This is a genomic window from Chlorogloeopsis fritschii PCC 6912, from assembly GCF_000317285.1.
GTDB lineage: Bacteria > Cyanobacteriota > Cyanobacteriia > Cyanobacteriales > Nostocaceae > Chlorogloeopsis > Chlorogloeopsis fritschii.
In genome coordinates, this window is sequence record NZ_AJLN01000097.1 from 53,438 (window position 1) to 79,389 (window position 25,952).

Here is a 25,952-nt window from a genome sequence, read left to right on the forward strand (position 1 = left end):
TTAGCATCAAAATCCGCCACTACTAACTACTAATCACTAACCTTTTGGTTGCATTAATTTAGCTGGAAAAATAATTCCTCTACCTCCTAGAAGTTGCGAGTAAATTTTCCCTTGTTTATCATGTATAAAGAAATCGGCAACAACACTTGTTTGTGTTTTACTTTTGACTTCACAAGAAACGTAAAATGGTTCGTTATAGGGAGTTTTGGCAAACTGTTCGTATCTTTCTTGTTGCCCTGGTAAGCAAATTTCTTGATGGTAATGATGTAGCCAAATCCATAAAGGATGAGTACTCAAGTCAGTGGTAAAAGCGTTAACCCAGTAGGCTGGAAATTGTCCTTGTTGTATTTTGTTGATTGCTTGCCAAAAACATTCAGTTGTAATTTTTTCGGAATTAATATTTATTACTCTTCTCAGTTGTTGAAATGCGGAGCCATGAAATAGTGCTGCTTCTCCTGTTTGATAAAAATCTTTACCGATGGTGGTAATGATGTTATCTTCTGTCAGGTTCAGTCTTTCGTAGATAGGAGCAGGAGGAACATCACGCAGAAGTTTGATGTTAGTGCTGAAGTGATATATGGTTTTGCCTTCTGGAGTTTGACTCGAAATTTTGCAGGAAAAATTTACTTCATGAGCGTCAAGATTTTTGGATGTTTCTTGTAAGTCAAGAATATATTCTTCCGCTAGAGTTTCATTAAAGGTAATTCCCTTGAATACTCGAAAATCTGTGCTACTAAAAGCTTTGTATCCTGGATAAAGCTTCTCGCAAGCATCCGACATCCACGATACTGCACAAGTAGCAGGTAAAACAGGATTACCAGCAATGACGTGATCCAGTAAAAAGGGATTTCCTTCCAGTGTTAATTTACGACGGATGCGATAGCTGCGCAGATCTGGATCTAAAAGTGCAGCTGGTGGAACCATTGGGCTGCCAATCACAACTTGGGTAGTATTGTGATAAGCGGGGTGTAGTTCGTTAACTAACATTTGTGTTCCAGCTTCTACCGGAATAATGTCAATACCTCGTTTGGCAAATTCTTTTTTCAATTGCGGTGTTACCATGCCGCTATCCCAACCACCCCAATTAATTGCAACTACGTGACATTGAGGATATTTTTGCTTGAAGGAGTGGGCTGATTTGTTGAGGATTTCATTGGCGATCGCGTAATCAGATTGTCCAATATTACCGTAAAAGCCTGTGACGGAAGAAAATAAGACTAAATGCTCAAGTTGATTTGGTTTTACGCACGCTAGGAGATTTTCTAATCCCTGTACTTTGGCTGTGTAAACTTTTTCAAAATCCTGTTCTGTTTTCTTTTCAATCAATTTATCGGCTAAATTACCAGCACCATGAATAATACCTGTAATTTCTCCTATTTGTGCAACAGCACTAGTAATTTTTTGATTGAGAGCAAGAGTGTCTGTTACATCAACGTTAATGTATTTTGCTTGTCCTCCAGCTTGTTGAATTGCTGCTAATGTTTGCTTGATTTCTCGATTGGAAGAAATTTGATTAAAGATTTTTTGTACGCTCATGGGTGTGGGTTTTTCTCCTTTAGAGAGAAGATATTCCATGATGCGTTTTTTTAATGTTGCTTCATCAAAACAATCTTGAGCGAATTCAGGTTCTGTTTCTAGAAGTTCTGAACGTCCAAGTAGGATAAATTTACAAGGATACTGTTGTGCTAATTTGATAGTACATTTAGCTGTAATGCCTTTGGCACCACCACTAACTAGAAAAACTGAGGAAGGATGAATTTGGGTTGGTGTAGTCATAATTTTTGCGATCGCAGAGACTAAAAGGTAAAGGATAGAAATTTATCTGGCAATATTCAATTGAGAGAGCCAGAGGCTCTAGTTCTCGTTACCAGATTGAACCTGGTAACGAGGGTTTCGAGGCTCTGCCTCCAGGCTGTTAGAACTGGGCAAAAATGAAGAAACAAGAATAGTTATTTGTTTGGAAGTATTCACCAATTTATACTCAACATAGCTGTTATGATTTGTGTTCATCTGTGGTAAGAAATACTAAATAATAATTGAGTTTCATTTTTTAATAATAGAAGTTAAGCACAAGTCACTAAAGAATAAAACCACAGAGGCACAGAGAGCACGGAGAAATAAGAAACAGAGAGGTATGGTGTGGAAGTTATAAATAACTAGATTCAGATTAAATTAGTGAATAAAATTTTGAATTTACTTGACTGAGCTATTAATGACATCAATATTGGAAGTTGAAATTTTACTTGTAGTTAATAGTTTTATGGTTGATAGATATTGATTGAATCGTTACGTTTGTTGACAGGGATTTTGGAATTTGAAGTTTGAAGTGCAAGAATTGTAATCATGAATAATCCTGCTAGGATAGTTGCTATGATTGGAATGGGTATAAAGGTATCAGTTTCGGGGTAAGAATTTATAACTTTAATTTCATGAGGCTCTAAAAGTTTAATATCACCAAGGTCTTTTTGCTTAGATGAAACTTTAATAGAAGAGTAATAGGTTTTATATCCGCTAGCTTCTACTGTTAATTTTGCGTGTATGGTATCACTTTTATTTGTGTTAACTTCTAATCGGTAAATTCCTTCTATATCTGTATAGCAAACAATTGAATTACCTTGAGAAACAAACGTAACTTTAGCTCCTAAAATAGGAGCTTGTTTTTTGTGATCAACTATGCGACCAGTATAAGTAATTGTTTGAGGCTTGGGCATATCTTCTGGTGTACGCAGTTCGGCAAGGGCTACTTAGATTGGGGAATGGAGAGACAGGGACAAATTGTTTTTACTCTGTCTCCCCGAATGTCTTTGTCTTCTGTTACGTCTTTGCTATCTGTCGGGGGTGCTGATGAGAGTTACTCTTCCTTGCGAACCGTATGCGACTTCGGTAAGATATCGATTCGGATCGTGAAGTTCGGCAATAATGTGATGTGCAGAGGACTCACTATCAATTTTAGGACTGAGGTCGATCGCCCGACAAAATACTTTTGGCCATTCCCAAATCAGGGTTTTGGTTAATCCAAATAAACCTGCGCCGATCGCTCCATAATTTACTTCATGTTCTAGCCCAAAAGCGCCGTCCAGTCGTGCTACGGTACAGAAACAACTGCGTCCATTATTACCCGCTTCGGTAAGGGATTTTTTCAGGTGTTTCGCCATGAAGAAGACTTGTTTCACAATTGCTTTTTCTTCTGGGAAGTAAGCCACTCTACTATTATCGCTTGCCTGGAAGACAGGGTGAATGTGGATAAATGCTCCTACCGTGCCGTAGTTGGTTGCGATCACTGCTAGTTGTTGTTGCAGATGTTCCTCACTTGAGTCTTGTAAGGTTACGCGATCGATGTCTGGTGGTAAGGGCGATTTTTCGGGAACGAGGGAAGGGGGGAAATTTAAAACTACTACTTTCCGCTCTTGCTTGCTCAGTAACTCAGCTACTTTAGAGGTAGTGAGGGAACCATCATCGGTGATTAAGATAATGTGTCCCTCTGGTAATGAGAATTCCCAAAAATCCGGTGGAGGTAGAATTTGCAGTTGGGCTGGGCGACGTTGGATGTTGTGCTTTAAGCTGTCTGGCTTGTCACTAGATTCAGGCTGGTACTTTTTTTTTTCCGCCCCCGCAGCCAAGCGCTGGAGGTACTCAACAATTTGCCCGATTGTACGCAGTTCTGCTAGTTCTTCGACATTACCCGGTTTGGGCAAGTCGGGGTACTTTTCTTGCAACGCACCCATGATTTCTACTCGTTTAATCGAGTCAATTCCTAAGTCTGCCTCCATATCCATATCCAGTTCTAGCATTTCTACTGGATAGCCTGTTTTCTCGCTGGTGATGGCTAACAAGTCATCTGACAAGTGGCTCAAATCAACATCTGCTACGGGGGCAGACGCTTCGGCAACTGTGACGATAGTTTCTGCTGTAACTGCTACAGTTTCGCTGACTGCGGTTGAATCATTGTTAAATACAGGTTCAGGATTGCTAACTACAGCTGGTGTAGGCGTGGTAACTGCTTCAGTTACCGTTGCTACTGACGCAGGTGCAGAAACCAGAGACTTTAAATACTCAACTATTTGCGCGATTGTACGTAGTTCTGCCAGTTCTTCTACGTTACTTGGCTTGGGTAAATCGGGGTATTTCTCTTGCAACGCACCCATGATTTCTACGCGTTTAATTGAGTCTATACCCAAGTCTGCTTCCATATCCATGTCCATATCGAGCATTTCGATTGGGTAGCCAGTTTTTTCACTGGTGATGGCTAGCAGGCTTTGATCTAAGTCAGATACATCAATGGCTGGTGCTGGAGAAACTGTTGGCTGAGGTGGTGTGCTAACTGGAGTTGGAGGTGCAGAAAACTTACTTTCTTGAATTTCAGTAGCGGCAGGAACAGGAGTTTCTTGTTTTGCGACTTTCGTGCCATTTGTAGCTACAGGTACAACAGGCTCAAACTTGCTTTCCTGGATTTGGGTAGTGGCGGGAACAAAACTTTCTTCCTTGATTGCAGGAATTTCGCGTATAACTGAGGGTTCCGGCTTGCTTGACTGAATTTTGGCTGTGGGGAGAACAGGAGTTTCTACTTTCGCTGTATTCAAAGATGGCAGGGGTTCTTGAGCTATAGGTAAGCTTACCTGAGCAGAAGTGCCATCCCCAACTAGCTGGGCGTACTCTTGCTGGACGACTTGGAAAAAGTTTTTGGTGTACTCTACTTGGTGGTGGAGATATTGTTCATGGATGCGTAAGGTTTCACTTTGTTGGGCGTGAAACTGCATCATGCTGCGATCTAAGCTTTCAATGATGCTCCCTTTAAGCTGGGCTGCTTGGGGTGATTGTTCTCCTTTGGCAAACAAGGAATTCTGCTGCTGCACCAGTTGGAAAAAGGTTCTAGCGTATTCCACCTGATGGTTGAGATATTGGGCGTGAACTTGTAAATTTTCACTTTGATTTTGTTGAAACTGCGTCAACACATACTCTAAGCTTTCTAAAACTCTTTGGTAATTTACAAGTTTATCTGGTACGTCATTCATTTTCGACCCTAGAACTGGTTGAGAGGAAGTAGGAGGGAGGGGAGGAGTGGGGAAGGGGGAGAGTGGGAGAGAATTTTTCTCCTTGTCTGGTTGTCTCCTTGTCTCCTTGTCCTCTTCAAGAACAGGTTTTTTACTATGTCCGTTATTTCCGTTCAGCTTGTTGTGTCCGTTACTCTCTGGCATTGTTGAAATGGAAGTAGCTACTGTTGCTGTCACCAGAGACTTTGATGTAACTAGCATTTCCTCAGATTCGCTTTTGTGTAGTTTCACCTGATGCCCATCCTGCAACGCTTGCTCAAACCCCTTTTTCACTTTTTCTGATACGTAGTTAGTACCGTTTAACTTGACGCTCAACCCCTTGTTTTTCTGAGGTTCAGAGATAACTGGTGGCAGTTGGTAGGGATCGAGGTTTTTCAGAGACATACCAGCGACACGCAATTGTACAGCCGCTTCTCGTAGGGAACGATCGCTGTTCTTTTGGGCGCTGGGGTTGAGTGCGATCGCAATGTGGGGGCGATCGCTCAAGATTTCCCGTACTAAGTTAGTAAGTATGTTCCTCGGCCCAAATTCTACAAAGCAGTAACCCCCCGCCGCATAGATATTTTCTATTTCCTGCTTAAACAGTACTGAGTTCGAGAGGTGAGTTTCGAGGATTTTTTGAATTTCTGCTGGTTGTTTGGGATATTCTTTGCCAGTAACGTTCGTGTAAACAGGTAGTTGCGGATTTTGGAAATTAACGTTCTTGATGGCGATCGCAAAGGATTTTTGAGCAAAAGCAATTAGCGGTGTATGGAATGCTGCTGAGACTGGTAGCAAAATCGCAGTATATCCCCGTTGTTGCAGTGCTTCTCGCACTTTCGCTATTTCCTCGGTGGGGCCTGCTAGTACCACTTGTCGAGGAGAATTGAGATTAGCGATCGCTACTTGTGGATAATTCTTGAGAACTCCTTCCACCTTTTCGAGTTCTTCTTTTACCGCCAGCATGGCTCCCGTATCGTAATTCGGATCTTGGGGAGCTGCCATTGCTTGCCCCCTAGCTTTCACCAGGAAACAATAATCTGCGTCGCTTAACACCCCTGCTGCCCACAAAGCTGTAATTTCACCGAAACTGTGCCCGGCAACAAAATCTGCTTTAAATCCAGATTGTTGCAGTAATTTGTACATCCCGGCGCTCAACATCCCAATCGCAGGCTGGGCGTATTCTGTGCGCTGCAATGCTGCCACTTGGGCATTCTTTTCCGCCTCTTCAAATACGGGATGGGGAAAAACTATTTCCGATAGCGGCTGAAAATTATCTTTGCGTAGTAAGCTATCCATGTAGCCATAAAGTTGCCGCAGTTCGGGAAAATTCATTACCAATTCCCGTCCCATATTCAAGTATTGCGAGCCTTGTCCGGAAAATAAAGCGACTACTTTTCCAGCTAACTCCATCCCAGAAGCGCGGTAGTAAATGCCTTGGGGATGTTCCCAAGCTGGGGCAGAAGCTTTATTCTTCAGCAAGTCGATACTGATTTGCAGGAACTTGCAAGCTTCAGTAAGGGTTTCTGCCACAAAACCTATTCTGGCAGCATTTTGAGGAATTTCTTTAGTTTTGCAAGCTTCTACCAGTTCCAGATAATGTTTGTCACCTGCTTCAGACTGCAACTGGCTTAAAACTTCTTCACAACTGCTCAACAATTGGGCTGGAGTTGAAGCAAACAACAGCACCTCACCGGGAGCTTTGTGCATCCGATAAGCATTGTTGTGTTCGCCTTCGTATTCTTCTAGAACCACGTGGTAATTTGTACCGCCAAAGCCAAAGGAACTTACTCCCGCCCGCCTTGGTGGTTCTCCTTCCGATCGAATCCAAGGCCTAGTTTCGGTATTCAAATAAAAGGCAGAATTTTTGATGTTAAGCTTGGGATTGGGTTCGGTAACGTTAATTGTGGGCGGTAAAATCTTGTGGTGCAGTGCCAAAGCTGTTTTGATAATACTAGCCGCACCCGCAGCAGCTTTTGTATGTCCGATTTGGGATTTGACAGTACCAAGAGCAACTTGATGCTTTTTGGAGTTATGTTCCCCAAAAAAGTCCCGTAAAGAGGCGAATTCTGTGGGATCGCCAGCCATTGTACCCGTACCGTGGGCTTCAATCAGGCTGACAGTTTCTGGAGCAAAGCCTGCATCCTCATAGGCACGGCGTAGAGCTTGCACCTGCCCTTCTTTGCGGGGAGCATAAATGCTCTTATAGCGCCCATCACTGGATGTGCCAATACCTTTGATGACTGCATAGATTTTATCGTTGTCCCGTACCGCATCTTCTAGGCGTTTGAGAACAATCATGCCAATGCCTTCACCCAGCATCATCCCATCAGACTTGGCATCAAAAGGCTGAACTTTTTCGCTAGGAGATACGGCTGGTGTTTTACTGAAACTGATATAAGCCGTAATTGAGTTGTCAGTATCTACCCCACCACTGAGCATCATATTGCAGCGATGCTCTACCAATTCGCTAATCGCCATTTTCAGGGCAGCGAAGGAGCTAGCACAAGCAGCATCAACTGTACAATTTATTCCGCCTAAGTTTAAACGGTTGGCAATGCGCCCGGAAATTACGTTAGCTAACATACCGGGAAATGCATTTTCATCCCATTTCACATAGGCGCTTTGGATTTTTTTGATAATTTTTTCTGTATCCTCATCGGATAAGCCGCTACTTTTAAGTGCTTTTTTCCAAATCGGATATTGCAGGCGAGCAGCAAGGGGAATTCCCAGTTTCAATGCTGCCGAACCCAAAATCACTCCAACAGTTTCACGATTAAATTCCCGGCTTTCCCCATAGCCAGCATCTTCCATCGCTTGTTTGGCGACTAACAAGCCCAACAGTTGCGAAACATCTGTAACTTCTAATATATTTGGTGGTATTCCAAACTCCATTGGGTTAAAATCAACGTGGGGAAGAAATCCACCTTTTTTACAGTAAGTCTTATCTTCGGGTGTTCTGGGGTTTGGATCGTAGTAGTCTTCTACATTCCAGTGGGTTGACGGAATATCAGTAATGCAATCGAGTTTGTTAACAATGTTTTGCCAGTACTCTTGTACGTTTTTAGCCTGGGGAAATAAAGAAGCTATGCCAATAATGGCAATAGGATTATGTTGCAATTTTCTGTTAATCTTTTCGACTGTCATTGATTGATCTGACATCTGCTTTTTGTCCTCAATAAACCTCACCAAAGCCTTTTCACAATCGTTTATCTGTTCTTCCAACTGCGTTAAGGCAATATCAATTGAATGAGCAGACATAAAAACTAGACTAATGTTTGGTAGTGTGGGTTGATAGAACAACTGCAATTTCTGTAGCGAAGTGATGCAGCAACTATCTTATACATAAAGGTTCAATACTTGTATTGACATTGACTTCAAATAGCAAATGTCACCCCGCTGAGTTAACGCTTTACCTGATCAAAATCATGGCGATCGCGTCTGGTACAATTAGATAAAAAAATATTACACAACGCTCGACTCCTGACATTCTGGCAACAAGTCAATCACGTTGTTGTAACTGCTAAAATAGTCTTGCAGCGCGTTAGCTGCCTGACCTGTGAACTCAATCCATTCGTAATGATGGAGATTGGGTGAGATGCTTTCCAACTGGAATAATGGAAACTTGGGAGTAACTAAAAGAATAGAAACGCTTTTTTCTCCAGAGCCAGTTTGATTATCTAGCTTAACTGCGGCAATGTGACTGGTGTTAATGACAACGTTCTGGATCTTGATGAATGCCATAGCAGTTTCGACTTCCAAGATAATTTATTCTATGAATTTTGTCAATTTGTATTTGACAAATTAGCTACACTCCAAACACCACGTTTCATCCGAATTCATGAGTCAATGCGAGCAATCGTAGAACTAGTAATTGACGATAAGAGTAGGCGATTTTTGGTTGTCATTACTTAATCGACTAAAAGAATTGACCTTGCCGCTTTAAAGAATGAGAATTAATACCAAACTAGCATAATTGGCATCAACTAGATTGTTCGTAGAAGGCAATTTTAAAAAAAATCTGATGTACGCCTTGGACTATCTAAAAAAAGTAGCATTTCTGACTGTGAATTAGTATCAATAGTCTTTCCACTCAAACCCTTTAAGATAAATATACTCTTAATAAATAAGAGAAGTAATTTTTTTGATTTATTCATTTCACAATGCTTTGAGTACATTGAGCCTGTAAATGAACGTCAGTAGATTTTTTAGAGATACATGATAATTCAGGCAGAAATGGTGTTGACTTTTTCAGAAAAATTAATTTGAGATATTCAACGTAGATTTAAGTCAATAATAATTGACATTATGTTGATTAGCAGAAATTAAATTAGTGAATGTTAATAAATAACAGAAATTTCTATTTATTGCTCTAATAAACAACTGTCTCCTGATATCTTGCACCCTTAAATTGCGAGAGCCAGAGGCTCTAATTCTCGTTACCAGGTTCAACCTGGTAACGAGAGTTTGTGGGCTGCTATCTTAGGCTGTTGGAACTGGTGCAAGATCGTGGATGTGAATCTCTTAAACCTCGAATAGAGTGGGTATTGAGACTGCTGTGAAATTGTAATATATAATTTCTCAATATTCAGATTGCAATTATACGAATATTGAACTTATTGAATTGGTTTTTTCTGCTTGCTTTCCTGTCCATTTCTCCCAGCGTGTAATTCCCCGACTCACAAATTCAGGATTCTCATCCCCAATAAAACAGATACGTCCCATCCTTTCGCAATTAATCAGGATTTCAGCATCTCCCATAAAAGGGGCAATGACAAAATTATCTTGATGACTGGTATAGAAATTAATTAGATAATTGACTATTCCTTCTACACCTTCAATATTAATTGGTATCTGGGGCTGGGATTTGGGCTGATGAGAAAAAATGCTTACATACAAGTTGTCAATCACTAATTCATATTGAAACGGCATCCGCACTCGACTGCAAAATTCATAGATATTACCCCCAGAACGCAACACTGCCACAACCCGTGCTTCATCAATCAAATAGTCATGATTCCAAGTTGGTGAAACTGTCGCGATCGCCAAAGCTGCATTTGAGGGTAGCATTTCCTTAAATTCTTTGCTGCTAGTATCGCCACAATATACTAAATGCCGACCAAGCATCAATTCGTCGCCCAATTTTACTTGCGCCGAGTGCTGGGCGATCGCTCTTTTGTCAGGAGTTTTTTGTGCCTGTGGAGGAACTTTCTTGAGAGCCGACTTTGTTTTCTTTTGAGCCATCGCACTTTGGAAGGCGACAAGCTGTAACTCTTTTTGCTTAGTTCGTGCTTGTTCGGCTACTTTTGCTTGCTTTTCGGCTTCTTGTTGCTTTCCCATCGCCTTAGCTAACTCGGAAGCTTTTTCTGCTTGTTCTGCTACAGCACGTTCTTGAGCAGCGGCTCTGGCTATCTCTAATTGGACTGTAGTACTTTTAGCGATCGCTGTACCTTTAATTAGCTGTTTAACTTCTGGATGAATACCTTTAGCAATCTGTAAACCTTGCTGGAGAGTACGTTCAGAAAAACCAGCTTTTTTAGCCATCTCCTTAGTAGTCTTGGGAGGAGGTGCAACCATTGCACTACCTTTGAGAGTGTGTTGGTTATCTCCTGGTTTTGCCCTCAGTCCCAACTTTTGCAGAATTTGTTCTCGTTCCAGCCAAAGTTCATGGCGCTCCAGAGGTTCTAGCTCATTGCGGATCAAATTCTCATCAATCTCCGCTAAACGAGCTTGCTCAGTATCTTCGTAATTAACGACATTGCATTCTATTTCCTCGAAACCCAGCATTTGACAGGCTGTTAAACGGTGCAGCCCAGCAATCAATTTATAATCTCCATCTACCGTGATTGGGTTCAATAAACCCATCGCCTGAATAGATTCTTTCAACTCCTTCACTTTTTCGCCGTTTAATGGACGACGATTCACACCAATTTTAATTTTGTTTATAGCTATTCTAGGCATAATTACTGTTTTTTATGTCGTCAGTGAAGTCATCAGCAAGACGATAAACCTAATATATTGCACCAGTATTCTCAAAAACGGAAATTTTGTGAGAATTCTGATGAGAATGTCTTATGACTTACAGCCAATTATTAACTGATTATCAATTGAGAGCAGCATCAATTGGCTTAGTAGCTCTATGAACTCACTCAGCATCCAAATGTTCCCTGTCTGAACTAGGGTTATGATAACGAAAACTGATTGTTAGGTATCAGTTGTTAGTTAAAGCGCATGACTGAAGCACTGTTTACTAAATTACTGTTCTAACCCCTAATCCCTAGCCCCTAGTCCCTAGCCCCTAGCCCCTAACCTCTAGTGAATAACTTGACAGCATCAAACTTTTTTGCCATACTGGAAAGCGAGTTTTTCAATTTTATTATCTGTAGTCGCTTCGTTACTACTTAATTTTTTCGGAACAGAGAGTTTTTTATTTTACCTTAGTTTTTAAGTCGCTTTCTTTGGTGCAGACCAAGAGTAAATTTGAGAAGATTTTGGCATCAAGCCATCATTGATTTACCAAAAATTTACTCATACTAACATCCGCCTTGTTATCCCTTTGACTTTAATACTAGATAAAACCAGTCGCGTGCCTACGGTTACATAAATACATTCAACTTTGAGTGAGAATTGAAAAAGGGGTAACTTGAAATCGGATTTAGTATTATTGATAAGTAGGTAGGTATTATTAAACATAAAACGCTTATTCGCAAAAAATAGATAGAATAAGCATTTTTTCCCTTCTGCCATCTGCCTTCTAATTAGTGACTACTATTTTAAACGCATTTTAACGGGTGTAGCTACCCACACGAACTTTACGAAAAGGCAAAAGTAAACTTAAGTAAGCGCCACTACTTATTGCCATCAAAACTTTTGTCATATTTGCTATTTTCACAATGACAAAATTGAAAGCTGAAATATTTTTTGCAATCAAAATGACGAAAGAGAGATAGGTAAATAACGTATTTATCTATGTATTTGTTAATGGTTAATAGCTAATGGCAAAGAATAATTATCTATTAACTATTAGCAATTAACATCCAACAACTAATACCAAATTGGGATGAAAATATGTCAGCAGACAAGAGAAGCTTTTTATTTGTAAAACCTGCAGGCAAGTGGCCAATTTTTTTGGCAGCTTTTATAGCTTTAACTACAGGGTTAGTATCTTTCTTCAGTTTGTTACTATTTCGCTCCAATGTGCAAACTCAACCACAAAAGCCTGTTAAAGCTGCGCCTGCGAGAGTTGCTGTTACTGCTTTGGGGCGTATAGTACCTGACGGCGAAGTGACTCAGTTGTCTGCTCCGAGTTCGCTAACTGGTGTGCGAGTAGAAAAGCTGTTGGTGAAAGAAGGTGAAAAGGTTAAAGCAGGGCAGGTAGTAGCGTTACTAGAAGGATATGCTCGCTCTCTAGCAAACGTGCAGCAGGCTTTAAGTAATGTTGATGTTGCTCAAGCTAAATTAGCACAGGTAAAAGCTGGAGCCAAAACAGGAGATATCAATGCCCAAAAAGCAGCGATCACCCGAATCGAATCGCAGTTACGAGGAGAAGTAACTGCCCAAAAAGCAGTGATCGCTAGCTTACAAGCTCAGGCTGACAATGCTCAAACAGAGAACAGCCGCTATCAGCAGCTATACCGAGAAGGCGCTGTTTCCGCCTCTACTGCAGCTAGTAAAGCTCTACAGTATCAAACTGTGCAACAGCAGCTTGTTGAAGCCAAAGCCACCCTCAACCGTACAGTAGACACCCTAGAAGAACAACTCAGCGAAGCAAGAGCCAAACTGGGAAGTATTAAAGAGGTACGCCCGACAGATGTGCAACTCGCCCAAGCTGAACTCAAAAGTGCGATATCTGCTGTCAAACAGGCAAAAGCAGAACACGATCTCACCTACGTTAAAGCTCCCATAGATGGTAAAGTTTTGAAAGCTCACGCCAAATCAGGAGAAGTAGTCGCTACAGCCGGAATTGTTGAAATTGGTAAAACTTCTCAAATGTCTGTGATTGCAGAAGTTTATCAAACCGACATTCAGAAAGTTCGCCCAGGGCAAAAAGCCGTTATTACTAGCACAGCCTTCTCCAAAAAATTGCAAGGAACAGTCAGCGAGATTGGTTTATTAGTTGATAGACAAAGCATCTTAAGTATCAACCCAGGAGCAGATACAGATCGCAGAGTCATCCAGGTAAAAATCCGCATCGATAACCCAGCAGATAGTGAACTAGTCGCTGGTTTAACCAACTTACAGGTGGATGTCGCCATTAAAATTTAACCGCCGTAGGCATTGTTAAATTGCTCACACACGATCGCATTATCTTGAATCATGGTGTTTACAACTCCCGTAGCTTGGCTACAACTAGCCAGAAATAAAATTCGTTCTCTAGTGGCTATAGCTGGCATTGGTTTTATTGTGATTTTGATGTTCATGCAACTTGGATTTCAAGATGCCCTTTACTCCAGTGCTACCCAAGTGCATCGCAATCTCCAAGGAGATTTATTTTTGGTCAGTTCTCAATATAAATCTTTGACTGCGATTCAAAGTTACTTTCGGTCTCGATTGTATCAAGCTTTGGGATTTGATGGTGTAGAATCCGTTAGCCCAATGTATTTGGGATTTGCTAAATTTAAGAATCCTGAAAACGGCGAGAAATATTCAATCTATGTGATTGGATTTGAACCCGGTAGACCTGTAATGAATATACCAGAAGTCGAGAAAAATATAGACAAAATTAAAGTTCCTGATGTAGTACTTTTTGACCGTAATTCTCGACCCGAATTTGGCCCAGTTGCTCAAAAATTTACTCAAGAAAAAACAGAACAGATACTTGAAATTTTTCCCTTTGATTCGTTAAGAGGATACAGAGTTAGAGTTGGTGGATTATTCAGTTTGGGGCCTTCCTTTGGCGTAGATGGTAATTTGATGGTTAGTGACACAACTTTCCTCAGAATATTTCCTAATAGCCGCCCTTCAGAAATGATAGACGTGGGTGTAATCTCACTAAAATCAGGTGCTAATCCTGAGCGAGTTTTAAAAGAATTACAAGCTAACTTACCCGACGACGTAAAAGTTTTCACCTACCAGGAATTCATAGATTTTGAGAAAAAATATTGGGCGACTAGAACACCCATTGGTTTCATACTTAATCTCATGCTAACAATGGCTTCTGTTGTTGGTATAGTGATTGTCTATCAAATTCTCTACAGTAATATTTCTACTCAGTTAATAGCCTATGCAACATTAAAAGCCATAGGCTACGCAAATAATTACTTCTTGCACTTAGTCTTTCAACAGGCTCTAATTCTGTCATTACTAGGTTATATTCCGGGATTTCTTATTTCCTTACTTTTATATGATTTTGCGATGGATGCAACCAAATTACCCATCATGATGAGTCCTCATAATGCAGTCATTGTCTTGATATCGGCAGTTTTAATGTGTATGACTTCTGGAGCACTTGCTATCAACAAACTTCGTTCTACAGATCCAGCCGATATTTTTTAGAAAGGCAGAAGGCAGTGGTTCGACTTCGCTCACCAATCGGCAGAGGGCAGAAGACTTAATCTTTGAGTACCATAATTTTCTACATTGCTATCTCGATATGAACTTCAACAACAAATCTCTTCTCATCACTGGAATTGGCGAATTTGTAGGCTTACGCGCAGCTGAAAAAGCTATAGCCAAGGGGATGAAAGTCTCTGGACTACAAAGTTCAGCAGATAAAGCTAAAAAAGCACAAAACATGGGTGCAAAAGTGATGATTGGCAATATCACCAATCCTGCTATTACTGAGTCAGCTTGCCAAGGAATAGATATTGTTTTACATACAGATGAGATTGCCAAAGAAGGTGGTTCAATAGAAGAATTTCGTGAAGTAAATGTTGGTGGAACTCTTAACATTGCTAAAGCAGCCAAAAGTCATGGTGTTAAAACCTTCATTTATATTTCAAGTGCCTTAGTCTATGGCTTTAACTATCCCGATCGCGTGACAGAAGACGGGCCACTTTCAGGCGAAAATAATCCCTACTGTCAAACAAAAATAGAAGCAGAGAAAGCTCTTTTAGAACTTAATGATCCATCCAATTTTGGCGTTATTATCATTAGACCGGGTGATGTTTACGGGCCTGGTAGTATTCCTTGGATAGTTCGACCATTATTGTTAATGCGACAAAAATTATTTGCTTATGCTAATGATGGGCAAGGAGTCATCAATCACTTATATATTGACAATCTCATTGATGCTATATTTCTCGCTCTAGAAAAAGAAACTTACGGAGAAATTTTTAATATTACTGACGGGCAAGAAACTTCCTGGAAGGAATATTTTACTTACTTAGCAGAGACAGCTGGTTTACCAGCGCCATTCTCTTTGCCAAAAGATGAACTCAAATTATTCCTTAAACTGCGCTATCAGGGGCAAAAACTATTTCGCAAACAAGCCGATATTTTACCAGAAGTAGTAGACTTCATGACTCGCCCCTATGCTTATTCAATAGATAAAGCTCAGAAAATATTGAATTATCAACCAACAATTAACTTACAAGAAGGAATGCATCTTACTCAAGAGTGGCTCAAGAAAACTGACCTCAAAAAAATGATGCCCTAGCAAAAAATTTCCTTAATTCGTAGCGAATTCCCCATCAAAAAACTCTGCGTTACTCTGTGCTAACTTTGCGCCTCCACCGAAGCTTTGAGCGCCGGAAGTCGGCGATCAAACTTCTCTCTGCGTTTAATTTCGCTACGCTACCGACATTAAAACCTTATCAGGAAACATATGTTACTGAAAGTCTCCAAAATTGCTTATTTCTTACTGCCTGCTCTACTTAGTATAAATTTTGGTTGCAAAGCAAATGCAGAGCCAACATCTACACTAACTGTAGTAGTAAAAGGCATAAAACATCAAAAAGGTCAGATTTGTATCCGAGTATTTTCGAGTGAAAAAGGATTTCCTTTAGATAATACCAGCGAAGTAAAAAGTGGGTGTACTCAAATTGCTGGGAATTATGTGAAAAAACAATTTACTGGTTTAAAACCAGGAACCTATGCAGTTGCCGTCGTTGATGATCAAAACGGAGATTACAAACTCAACAGAGACTTTTTAGGTATTCCCAAAGAAGGATTTGGTATTTCCAAAAATCCAACTGTTTCACTCATAACTGGTACGCCAAAGTTTAGCGATGCCAGTTTTTCGCTACAAAAAAATAAAACAATCAACATTTTTATGAAGTATGGACTCGATCCATAAGGTAGGGGATAGGTGATAGGGGACAGGGAACAGTAATTCCCTCGTTTCCCCTCGTTACCAGGTTCAACCTGGTAACGAGAACTAGAGCCTCTGGCTCTCTTGAATAGACAGAATGGGGCATGGAGAGAAATAGATGACAGAATTGGTGCTATTGCTGTTTAGATTTTTAGTGGGTTGGTTAGCGATTCAGGCGTCTATAACACTGGTATTTTTATTGTTTTTACGATCGCCTCAAAAAAATTCCTTACCAGACGAAGAATTACCGAAAGTAGCAGTGATTCTTTGTCTGCGGGGAGGCGATCCGTTTTTACCCTATTGTTTGCGATCGCTCCTCCAACAGAACTACCCGCAATACGATCTGAAGCTGATCGTTGATAGTAAAGAAGATCCAGCTTGGAAAATTGCTAATGATGCGATCGCCTCTTTAGGAGCTACTAACGTCCAAGTCAGCCCATTGAGCATCAGAAGATACAACTGTAGCCTCAAATGCAGTTCACTGGTACAAGCAGTCTCAGAACTGGATGACTCCTACAAAGTAGTTGCCCTAGCAGATGCTGATGCAGTAGTTCATCCCAATTGGCTGCGTGAATTAGTCACCCCTCTGAACGATCCTAAAGTAGGCGCAACTACGGGTAACCGTTGGTACTTACCCACTGGCAAGTATTGGGGAACCACGGTGCGGTACTTGTGGAATGCCTCCGCAGTTGTGCAGATGTTCTTTTACGGAATTCCTTGGGGTGGCACATTAGCTGTCAAAACAGAAGTTATCCACCAAACAGGACTGTTAGATAGATGGGCAAGAGCCTACGGTGAAGATACAATGATCCGTAGAGTCTTGGGACAACATGGGTTAAAAGTTAAGTTTGTACCTTCACTGCTAATTCTCAATTGTGAAGAGACAGACTTACCCCGATTACTAGAGTGGATGAAACGCCAACTAGTTTCTTCGCGCCTATACCATCCTCAGTGGTGGGCTGTAATTGCTGACGCGATTCAAACTGTGATGCTTCCTAATTTACTCTTGGTATTATTTTTAGTGGCATTATGCACCCAACAATGGGATGCTGCTATTTTAGCCATATCTACCTTCACTGGCTATATTGCGGCATTACTCTTGCTGGCGATCGCATTAGAGAAAGGAGTACAGCAAGTCATCAGCAAACATGGTGAACCGACAGCCAAATTGTCACCTGCCACAGTCGTAAAAATACTAATTGGCATTCTCCTCACAAATTGGACTCACGGGTTTGCGCTCCTATCTTCCCTATGGATGTCAACAGTTAACTGGCGCGGTGTCATCTACCGAATTAAAGGCCCTTGGAACATCAAGCTCATCGAATATCGCCCTTATCAACTGCTAGATCAACCTGTTGATAGTAAAGTTTCTCTTTAATTTTTCTCCCAATAAATATAATCACCTCCCTTGCAGCTATGAAAAAACAACCTCTTCGCATTGCGCTGATTACAGGATTGTATGCGCCATTCTTAACAGGGGTTTCGGTTGCAGTGCATCAACGGGTGCGCTGGTTGCTACAACAAGGACACGAAGTTTTTCTCATTCACCCAGAAATTAACGATCAGTATCCCAAAGAGGTTGGTAGCCGTCCCATGCCAGGGCTGCAAGAATTACAATCTTTTCCCAACTTTTCCTCTTATGCATTTCCTACCCAACCGCTAATATTCTATAAATCTCTTCCCCAACCATTAAGCTATCGCCATTGGAGTGATTCCAAAGTGTTGGAGAGTTTTCAGCCAGACATCATAGTGGTTGAAGAAGCGCCACAAATGAGGGGATTTTATTCAATTTTCTTGCAAGGTTACGGACGCCCCGTGGGCTCAGAATACGCTCGGCGAACTGGCACACCGATTATCTCGCTATTCCACACCGATATAGTTGCTTATATCCGATATTACATGGGCAACCAATTTTTCAGCTTTATTCGTCCCATGTTACCAATGTTTATCAAGCAATTCAGCGAAGCTTACGACTATAATTTCTTTCCTTCGCGAGAACAGCTTGAGAAGTACAAAAATCTGCAATCTCAACGTAGCGAATACCTAGCTTATCAAGGGATAGATTGCCAAAAATTTAATCCTGCTAATATCTGTCATAACCCCATCCCCGACGATAATCGCCCAACTCTACTCTTCGTTGGACGAATTGCTCCAGAAAAAAATGTTACTCAACTCCTAGACATATACCCACTTGTTGCCGCCAAAATACCTGACGTGCATTTAGTAATTATAGGCAGTGGGCCTTTACAGGAAGAAATACGCCACCGTGCCGCCAAATTTGGGCCGGGTGTAACTGTGTGGGGAGAATCCCACGGCACAGAACTGTTAGGTTGGTATGCACGAGCCGACGTATTTGTCAATCCCTCCATTACCGAAAACTTTTGCACCTCAAACAACGAAGCCTTAGCTTCCGGAACTCCTGTAGTTGCAGTCAAAGCACCCTCAACATCAGAACAGATATCCTCAAGTAGCAACGGCTTCCTTGCCGAACCCAACAATCCCTCAGATTTTGCCGACAAAGTGATTAGAATTCTCCAAAATCCTGAGCTTAAAGAAGAAATGTCTATGCACGCTCGCTTTTCTATACTTGAATATGATTGGTCTATGTGTATGGAAAAATTTGAAGAGAAACTATACGAGATAGTTAAAGAGCCAAAAAACTTGACAGCAACAACTGTTTAATTAATAGATTACTTGCACCTACCACCTAACAAGCCAGAGAATCAATTCTCTGGCTAACAGCACAAGTCCGTTCAAACGGACTAAAGCTTTATTGCAATTTTTGTAGGGTGGGCACTCTCTAACTTTCCTCAAACCCTTATTTTTACATTGTCAACAGTGCCCACCTTAGGCTGATTGAGAAGGATGCAAGTTATCAGTTAATAGTTAATCAGTAGGGTGCGTTGTCACAAAGCGCAACGCACCGCCTATTACCAAAACACAAAGTTTAATTATTCATATCTTGAATAATCCGCATAGTTTCTACACTCACCGTGCAGACTCGTTGCAGTAAATCTATCACCTGTTCTTTGTAATCTGCAAAACGGTAAGTATTGAATTTTTCAGCAATAGTCGGATCTTTTGGTTTCTTTTCCTTATATTGATCCAAAATCCACTCTAAAGCGCAGCGGTTGCCAAGGTGATATTCCCAAGCAATTTTAGGGACACCTTCTAGGGTAGTCAATTCATCTAAAATTATCGTTCCCTTAGTTTTATCAGCTTTGAGTTTTGCCTTAGGAGTTATTTTGCTGGATTCATCAAAAGGCAAATCAATTGGTTTTAAAGGATAGAGTGCGACAGTTTCATAATTGATGTGCAAATCCATCAACTGTTTACCCCAGCTAGCCCATCGGTGAAAGTCATCGTAGAGGGGTAAGCGGGGGAATTCTCGTTTGAGATTGAGTTCGTATTTTTGTCGATAAGCGGGATTGTTTAAGACGGCGTAGGTGTAGTGAAAAATATCTAATTTAGTGATTGTAGAGCCTTTGTAATGGTTTTGGAATTGTGCTAATCCCCAATCGGTGATGTTATCGATGCGGTTTCCGTTTTTATCGTAGCGGTATAGAGGAAGACATTGAGAATCTCCAGTTAGGTGTAAATCAATGATTTCATTACTAACTAAGCAATGAAATGGCTTTGTATTACCCAAAGCAGAGAAAGCTATATATTTGTTAGTTGTATCGCTATCGTGATGAATATCAAACCATTGATAAGTCATCCCATTGAAATGCTTATCGAAATAAATCTTTATTTTGAAGAAAGGTCTATATAGACTAGGCTTAATATTCTGACAATCAAAGTATTTATTTACACCTTTTTTTAAATACTTAGTCAGTTCTCGATCCCACTTTATATCAAATATTTCTTTATCTAAACCTAGATTTTCTCTACTATATACTCCTATCAAAAACTTCATCTTATTAACTAAGCTTTTCTCCGAGATATCATATACCCATTCATCTCTCTGAGTTTTTATACCTGAAGAGAACAATTTAAACACCGCTTCCTCTGCTTTACCAGCTTTTACATCTTTATCAACTAGTGATAACAAAGTATCAAAGTCATTATCAGCTTGATTAATCCAGTTATAATTTTTATCTGGTATAATGTGTTCAAAAACAAAATTTTGAAAAGTATTTTCTCTTAAATAACTAAGCTTATTCTCTCTCAGTTCATGAAGATGAAACGGATTAGAATAAAAAATCTTACATCCTGGTGATTTGCTATCTTTAATAAGAAAACAAATTACAATACCAGTCATAGCGCTTTTTCCAAAAATTGTATGTTTCTCGGAAATAAATATTCCATTTTTTCCTGATATTGCTCTAACATTACCTCCTAAATCAATGAAATATGCAAAAGAAAAATCATCTTGAATACATTTTCTGAATCCATCAAGTGCTATACCATCTAAAAGAGAAGAATTAGTAATAAAACATATAATGCCATCTTTAACTCTATCGGTAGCCCAGCGATAGAAACGTGTATACATATCATAAACAACATTCCTATTCTGAGCCTTACTATATTTTATATAAGTTTCTTTGATAAGCTTATCTATCGCTGGATAAGCACGATTAGCATTATTTTGATTAAAATTCTCTTGTTTGGCATTATAAGGAGGATTGCCAATAATCACAGAAATATCACACTCGTTCTGCCGCCTAATCCTCTCTGTATTCTCGACTGACATCGCAAACAAATCTAATTGCTTGCCATCAAATGAGGTATGCTCCAACGTATCAACAAAACAAATATTCTCAAACTCCTCATACACACCCATCTTTTGCTTATAGGTGTATTCAATATTTAAATTAGCAATGTAATAAGGCAAAATCGCTACTTCATTGCAATGGATTTCATGCTTATATTTATATACCAAACTATCCTTAGGTAAATATTCAATTAATTCAGTAACAAATGTTCCTGTTCCTGTAGCTGGATCTAAAATTTCCACCCCTTTATCGCCAAGCAGCTTCCCAAAATGCTTATGAGTTAAATAATCTACACTTTCAATCATGAAGCGCACGATTTCGTTAGGCGTGTAGACAATGCCTAGCCTGTCAGCAGCTTTAGGATTATACGCTTTATAGAAATTCTCATAAATAACCTTTAAAAACTTCTGCTTTTCATGATGATTGTAAATATTCGCAGCAGTTCTTCTAATCACTCCATAGTAACGCTCAATTGTACTGAGAGTATTTCTTTTCGTACTACCTGTAAAGAAGGTATCTATGACTCTTTGTAATTCTCGCGCTACATTATTTTCTTTATGAAACTGAGACTCACTGAATATATTTATAAAAATATCTTCTGTCAAAATATGCTGAATCATCATTTCCCGAATATCCAGCAAACTGATTTCAGGATTTATTGATTCCTTACAAATATCCCAAAACTTCTTTCTTGTCTTTTGAAATTCAACATTCGTTTCAGCTTGATTGTCGATTAAATCCCGCAATGCCTCTAGAATAATTGGCAAGTCTTCTTTAAACTTCTCAATAGCCTGCCGAAAATCTTTAACTTCCGGGCGAACATAGTTAATAAAAGTAGTGATTACTTCATCCAAACCGTCCGTATCTTTCATCAGGACGCGTTTAGTTTCTTGTCCACTTTGAATTAAAACTGCTGTTTGTGAATCTTCAAACAGAATATTACTATCTGGGTAGCCTTGGAGGAATTTCTTTTCAATTTCTTCGTCTAATTTATCGTATTGGTCTTTACTTTCCCAATAACCCCAATCTAAACGTAATGCATCTTTAACTGTACCATCTGGATAAACAACTTTACCCTTTGGCGTTTTATAATCTAACTCAGGAATCAGTCTAAAATCTCTGGGCTTACAATATTCATTGAGCAAATTCTGAAAAGCAACACGAATAGAAGTTTCTTTTCTAGAACCACCATAATATATAATTTTTTCTACTTCTGCATGATATTGACTAATCAGAAGCTTGGACATGATTATAATGATTTAATATTTATAATCCGTCCAATTTAGCCACCATTAAATCATGACGTCCTCAGAATAACTAATGAATAAAAACAAGTATCTATTGATGATGTCCGTAAAAATACAGGTTCGTAGTAAGGACTTTAGTCCTTGAATTTTCAAGCGCTAAAGCGCTTACTACTAACTACTAACTCATCCTTTCTAACAAATGCTCTCCCACTCGCAAAGCATTCGCCATAATCGTTAATGATGGATTCAAAGCAGTACTAGACGGGAAAAAACTACCATCAACAACATAAAGATTATCCACATCATGAGTACGGCAGTTAATATCAAGTACTGATGTTTCTGGATTTTCACCAAAACGACAAGTACCGCACTGATGCCCAACATCTTTTAAAGACATTTTTTGAGGCATAAATACAGAAAAATGCCCTTTTTGAGAGTTCAATTTTATTGATTTTAAAACAGAAATCCAGCGCTGAATGAAACGATTAAATGGCTGTTCGTTGTTATTTGTATATTCAATAGTAATTTGTTCACCCTTAACCTGCACGCGATTTTTTGGATCTGGTAAGTCTTCAGTAATCAACAACCAAGAAACAGAATGATTTGCTATTTTCTCAGCTATTATGCCAGGTGTAAAAGGTGGTGCATTAGCAGCTACTCTATCTTTATTAATATTGCCGAGTAATTGTATGCTGCCCATTGGATAAGGAAAATCCTTCTCTCCCCAATAGAAATCATTGACACCTATAGTTTTTTGAAAAACTGTAGGGTTGGCTTTTGTTGACAAAGCTATGACTACCCCAAATTTATGAGCCATGTAATTTCGTCCTACTAAGTTAGAACTATTAGCTAAACCATTTGGGTGTGTGTCGTTAGCAGATTTGAGTAACAATACGGCTGAGTTGATTGCACCACAAGCAAGAACAACGATATCTCCAGAGAATATATACTGCTTACCTGCAATTTCTGTTTCTACTCCTGTTACTTCTCGCCCAGATGTATTTGTGTGCAGGCGTATAACTTTTGCTTGAGTGATTAAAGTCAGATTTTCATAAGCTACAGCCGGGCGAACACAGTTAATGTCAGCATCAGATTTAGCATTCAGAAAACAAGGAAAGCCATCGCAAGTCTCACAACGAATACAAGAACTTAAAAAACGATTAGCTTCATTCAGTTTGATACCAAGTGGCAGATAGAATGGATGCAAGTTTTTGTCTTTTAAGGCATCATTAATTTCTTGAATGTATGGTTCGTGGCTGATGGGGGGAAACGGATAGCCTTCAGTAATCTGAGGTTCGGTAGGATCTAAACCTTGCTGGCTGTGTACTTCGTAAAGTTTTTCTGCTTGGGTGTAGTAAGGGGCAAAATCCTGATACTTTAATGGCCATTCAGGAGAAATGCCTTCTTTATGAATAACTCTGTTAAAATCATTTTCGCGAAATCTAAATAACGCACCACCATAAAATTTTGTGTTACCACCGACATAGTAGTGTGTTAACGGACGAATTGCTTTACCGTGTTTGTCGTACCAAACTTCTGTTGTGCGATAGCGTTCTTTTTTAAAGATTTGGTGAGAATCCCAATTGGCTTTTTCTCTTGGCAGAAAATTACCCCGCTCTAGAACTAAAATCTTTTTCCCACTAGGTGCTAATTTATATGCCAGTGTTCCACCACCTGCACCTGTACCAATGATGATAACATCATAATGACTATCAACCATTTTTTCTCCGTTTGTTGAGTTAGTGGTGATGCACCAGGTGTAAGGAGATAAGAAATAAGTTTGAGAATTTTGATGAATAAAGTTAATACAAAAAACTCCCTGAAGAGTATCAATTGCATCTGCGTAAAAACATCTAAGCAAGTAGAAATAGTTAACCGAAAATACTTTTGAGCTTATAGTTGGCGTTGTCTTCACTAAAGCGCAACAACTACCAGCTTAAATTTATGTCTAGCTGCTTAAATGGATTTGGGTTGATCAGCCGCTAATGGTATTAGTCAAGTGCAGTCTATCAATGGGAGTAAATTAATCAAAAAGCAAAATTTTAGAGTTTTCAGTTATAAAGTTTGCAGTTTTAAATGGAAAAATGATTAATTTTTATTTAAAATTCTGTGTTTTAGTTGCTAAATTAGTAAACTCGCATCTTGCAACAATCCCAACAGCCTGGAGGCAAAGCCTCGAAATCCTCGTTACCAGATTCAACCTGGTAACGAGAACTAAAATCTGTGTTCTAGTCAAGATGCCTTAAACATTATCTTCTCAAAATGCCCTCACTCTGGAAGAGTGGGGCTAGACAAACAAAGGCTGCGGAGGCAGCCTCTGAGAATTTCAGCCCACGCAGGTGGGCTTTGTACCAATAGCCCCAGGCTAAAAGCCTGTGGTGGCTTCACAAAATGGGCGAAGGTATTATTGGAGTAGCAAAAACTTAGTTAGGCAAGCGCTTCTCGGCACGCATTTGATTTTCTGCGCAAGTTAGGTTCAAGTTGGTTAAACCAATCCAACGATAAATTGCATCTCCAAATTCTGGAAAAAGTTGGATGTTAGAAAATAAAAGTCTTGTCAAAACTCCATCCAGCATAACTTCTGCTTTATTTTGCTTGATTGCTTCCACAACAGCGATCGCCACCGCTTTTGGTTCAGAAACACGGGCTAATTTAGGTGCTGGCAAGCCAAACTTTAGAAACATCCCCGCTTTTGTGTATCCTGGACAGACTGCTGTAATCCCTACATTGGTACTTGTTAATTCTTGCCGTACTGCATCTGTCCACATAATCAAACCTGCTTTACTAGCAGAATATATGCTGTTGTAAGGTGCTCCTTTTTTCCCAGATCCAGAGGCAATATTTACAATATGACCGCTATTACGCTCTAACATACTTGGTAATATCAACCGGGTTAACTCCATGCCAGCCATTAAATTAGTTACTAATATTGACTGGATATCTTTAAAGGAGTAATTTTGGAATGGTCGGTATTTTTCGATGGCAGCATTATTAATCAAAATATCGATTGCCCCTGCAACTTCGTTAACCTGCTGCACAAGAGATGGTAATTCTTCCACTTTACTAATGTCAAATGGAATAGTTATACTTTTACCACCCGCAAATTCAACCTCAGCACCTATTTGATCTAGCTTGTCTTGAGAACGAGCAATACAAATTACTGTTGCTTTTTCTTTTGCCAGCGCACGAGCAATAAATACTCCGATGCCACCGGACGCACCAGTCAATAGTACTGTTTTACCTGCTATACTTTTCATTGTTACTTGTGACTAATTTGCTTGTGTTTGTGGTGAATTTTTAGGAGCAGGGGTGGGTTTATTGTAGATACTGTCATCATTCTGAATACAAAGTTCTTTCAAACCCCCCATACAGAATTTAGTAGAGACACTATTCATCGCCTCTCTACATTATTGGTTTAGGTGTTAGTTCACAGAAAATGTCACCATACCCCAGCAAAGTTAAAAGTGGGGTAAGTGTATGTGCTTTGCAATTTGTACTTTTTTTGATTAAGCTGTCATTAGTTAGATAAATAACAAAGGAAGTACGGCATTTCTAAAGACAGCTATAGCTCTACTTCTTTCCGTAGAGCTTTTATATCGTTCGTTACTCACAGATTTTGAGAACAGGTGCAATCAACAAAATATCAAGTGTCTGTTTACGCTTAATTCCCCTAAATACTCTTAGCCCACTTCCTAAAATTGACACTCAA

General features: G+C 39.8%; 14 protein-coding genes. 6 read left to right on the top strand and 8 right to left on the bottom strand.

The genetic code is table 11. The features are described 5' to 3' along the window. Positions 1 to 36: 36 nt before the first annotated feature. The 5 genes from UYC_RS0118555 to UYC_RS0118575 form a co-directional block, all read right to left on the bottom strand. Complete coding sequence (locus tag UYC_RS0118555; RefSeq protein WP_016875820.1) at positions 37 to 1,776, bottom strand: SDR family NAD(P)-dependent oxidoreductase; 1,740 nt, start codon at positions 1,774 to 1,776, stop codon at positions 37 to 39. Between the two features lie 482 nt (positions 1,777 to 2,258). Next, the gene (locus UYC_RS0118560) at positions 2,259 to 2,711 is read right to left on the bottom strand and encodes a carboxypeptidase-like regulatory domain-containing protein (protein ID WP_016875819.1); all 453 of its coding nucleotides are present in this window, start codon (positions 2,709 to 2,711) and stop codon (positions 2,259 to 2,261) included. Positions 2,712 to 2,825: 114 nt separating this feature from the next. Then, positions 2,826 to 8,291, bottom strand: a complete 5,466-nt coding sequence (locus UYC_RS0118565; protein ID WP_016875818.1) for a type I polyketide synthase — start codon at positions 8,289 to 8,291, stop codon at positions 2,826 to 2,828. Between the two features lie 204 nt (positions 8,292 to 8,495). Next, the gene (locus tag UYC_RS0118570) at positions 8,496 to 8,774 is read right to left on the bottom strand and encodes a hypothetical protein (RefSeq protein ID WP_016875817.1); all 279 of its coding nucleotides are present in this window, start codon (positions 8,772 to 8,774) and stop codon (positions 8,496 to 8,498) included. A gap of 855 nt (positions 8,775 to 9,629) precedes the next feature. Next, positions 9,630 to 10,991, bottom strand: a complete 1,362-nt coding sequence (locus UYC_RS0118575; RefSeq protein WP_016875816.1) for a ParB/RepB/Spo0J family partition protein — start codon at positions 10,989 to 10,991, stop codon at positions 9,630 to 9,632. Between the two features lie 1,107 nt (positions 10,992 to 12,098). On the opposite strand from UYC_RS0118575, the gene UYC_RS0118580 reads away from it, so the two are divergent. The 6 genes from UYC_RS0118580 (at position 12,099) to UYC_RS0118605 (ending at position 18,963) form a co-directional block, all read left to right on the top strand. After that, a complete protein-coding gene (locus tag UYC_RS0118580) occupies positions 12,099 to 13,295 on the top strand; it encodes an ABC exporter membrane fusion protein (protein WP_016875815.1) in 1,197 nt (398 codons plus the stop codon). A gap of 51 nt (positions 13,296 to 13,346) precedes the next feature. Continuing rightward, positions 13,347 to 14,525 (top strand): ABC transporter permease DevC, encoded by a 1,179-nt coding sequence (devC, locus tag UYC_RS0118585; RefSeq protein WP_016875814.1) that lies wholly within the window; start codon positions 13,347 to 13,349, stop codon positions 14,523 to 14,525. Between the two features lie 97 nt (positions 14,526 to 14,622). Further along, positions 14,623 to 15,627, top strand: coding sequence for an NAD-dependent epimerase/dehydratase family protein (locus UYC_RS0118590; RefSeq protein WP_016875813.1), 1,005 nt, complete (start codon positions 14,623 to 14,625; stop codon positions 15,625 to 15,627). A gap of 168 nt (positions 15,628 to 15,795) precedes the next feature. Further along, entirely contained in the window at positions 15,796 to 16,266 is a 471-nt protein-coding gene (locus UYC_RS0118595) for a DUF2141 domain-containing protein (protein ID WP_016875812.1), read from the top strand. A 133-nt stretch (positions 16,267 to 16,399) separates the two neighbouring features. Continuing rightward, a complete protein-coding gene (locus tag UYC_RS0118600) occupies positions 16,400 to 17,659 on the top strand; it encodes a glycosyltransferase family 2 protein (protein ID WP_016875811.1) in 1,260 nt (419 codons plus the stop codon). A gap of 38 nt (positions 17,660 to 17,697) precedes the next feature. Next, positions 17,698 to 18,963 carry a glycosyltransferase gene (locus UYC_RS0118605; protein ID WP_016875810.1) on the top strand — a complete coding sequence of 422 codons (1,266 nt, stop codon included), beginning with the start codon at positions 17,698 to 17,700 and terminating at the stop codon, positions 18,961 to 18,963. 265 nt (positions 18,964 to 19,228) lie between these two features. On the opposite strand, the gene UYC_RS0118610 is transcribed toward UYC_RS0118605, so the two are convergent. The 3 genes from UYC_RS0118610 to UYC_RS0118620 form a co-directional block, all read right to left on the bottom strand. Then, positions 19,229 to 22,243: a type ISP restriction/modification enzyme gene (locus UYC_RS0118610; RefSeq protein ID WP_016875809.1), complete on the bottom strand. Its 3,015-nt coding sequence runs from the start codon at positions 22,241 to 22,243 to the stop codon at positions 19,229 to 19,231. Positions 22,244 to 22,421: 178 nt separating this feature from the next. Beyond that, a complete protein-coding gene (locus UYC_RS0118615) occupies positions 22,422 to 23,963 on the bottom strand; it encodes a GMC oxidoreductase (RefSeq protein WP_016875808.1) in 1,542 nt (513 codons plus the stop codon). Positions 23,964 to 24,666: 703 nt separating this feature from the next. Next, the gene (locus UYC_RS0118620) at positions 24,667 to 25,500 is read right to left on the bottom strand and encodes an SDR family NAD(P)-dependent oxidoreductase (RefSeq protein ID WP_016875807.1); all 834 of its coding nucleotides are present in this window, start codon (positions 25,498 to 25,500) and stop codon (positions 24,667 to 24,669) included. Positions 25,501 to 25,952: the final 452 nt, after the last annotated feature.

Coding starts and splice junctions, on each gene's coding strand:
- UYC_RS0118555 (WP_016875820.1), bottom strand. CDS start 1,776: ATGACTACACCAACCCAAATTCATCCTTCCTCAGTTTTTCTAGTTAGT.
- UYC_RS0118560 (WP_016875819.1), bottom strand. CDS start 2,711: ATGCCCAAGCCTCAAACAATTACTTATACTGGTCGCATAGTTGATCAC.
- UYC_RS0118565 (WP_016875818.1), bottom strand. CDS start 8,291: ATGTCTGCTCATTCAATTGATATTGCCTTAACGCAGTTGGAAGAACAG.
- UYC_RS0118570 (WP_016875817.1), bottom strand. CDS start 8,774: ATGGCATTCATCAAGATCCAGAACGTTGTCATTAACACCAGTCACATT.
- UYC_RS0118575 (WP_016875816.1), bottom strand. CDS start 10,991: ATGCCTAGAATAGCTATAAACAAAATTAAAATTGGTGTGAATCGTCGT.
- UYC_RS0118580 (WP_016875815.1), top strand. CDS start 12,099: ATGTCAGCAGACAAGAGAAGCTTTTTATTTGTAAAACCTGCAGGCAAG.
- devC (WP_016875814.1), top strand. CDS start 13,347: ATGGTGTTTACAACTCCCGTAGCTTGGCTACAACTAGCCAGAAATAAA.
- UYC_RS0118590 (WP_016875813.1), top strand. CDS start 14,623: ATGAACTTCAACAACAAATCTCTTCTCATCACTGGAATTGGCGAATTT.
- UYC_RS0118595 (WP_016875812.1), top strand. CDS start 15,796: ATGTTACTGAAAGTCTCCAAAATTGCTTATTTCTTACTGCCTGCTCTA.
- UYC_RS0118600 (WP_016875811.1), top strand. CDS start 16,400: ATGACAGAATTGGTGCTATTGCTGTTTAGATTTTTAGTGGGTTGGTTA.
- UYC_RS0118605 (WP_016875810.1), top strand. CDS start 17,698: ATGAAAAAACAACCTCTTCGCATTGCGCTGATTACAGGATTGTATGCG.
- UYC_RS0118610 (WP_016875809.1), bottom strand. CDS start 22,243: ATGTCCAAGCTTCTGATTAGTCAATATCATGCAGAAGTAGAAAAAATT.
- UYC_RS0118615 (WP_016875808.1), bottom strand. CDS start 23,963: ATGGTTGATAGTCATTATGATGTTATCATCATTGGTACAGGTGCAGGT.
- UYC_RS0118620 (WP_016875807.1), bottom strand. CDS start 25,500: ATGAAAAGTATAGCAGGTAAAACAGTACTATTGACTGGTGCGTCCGGT.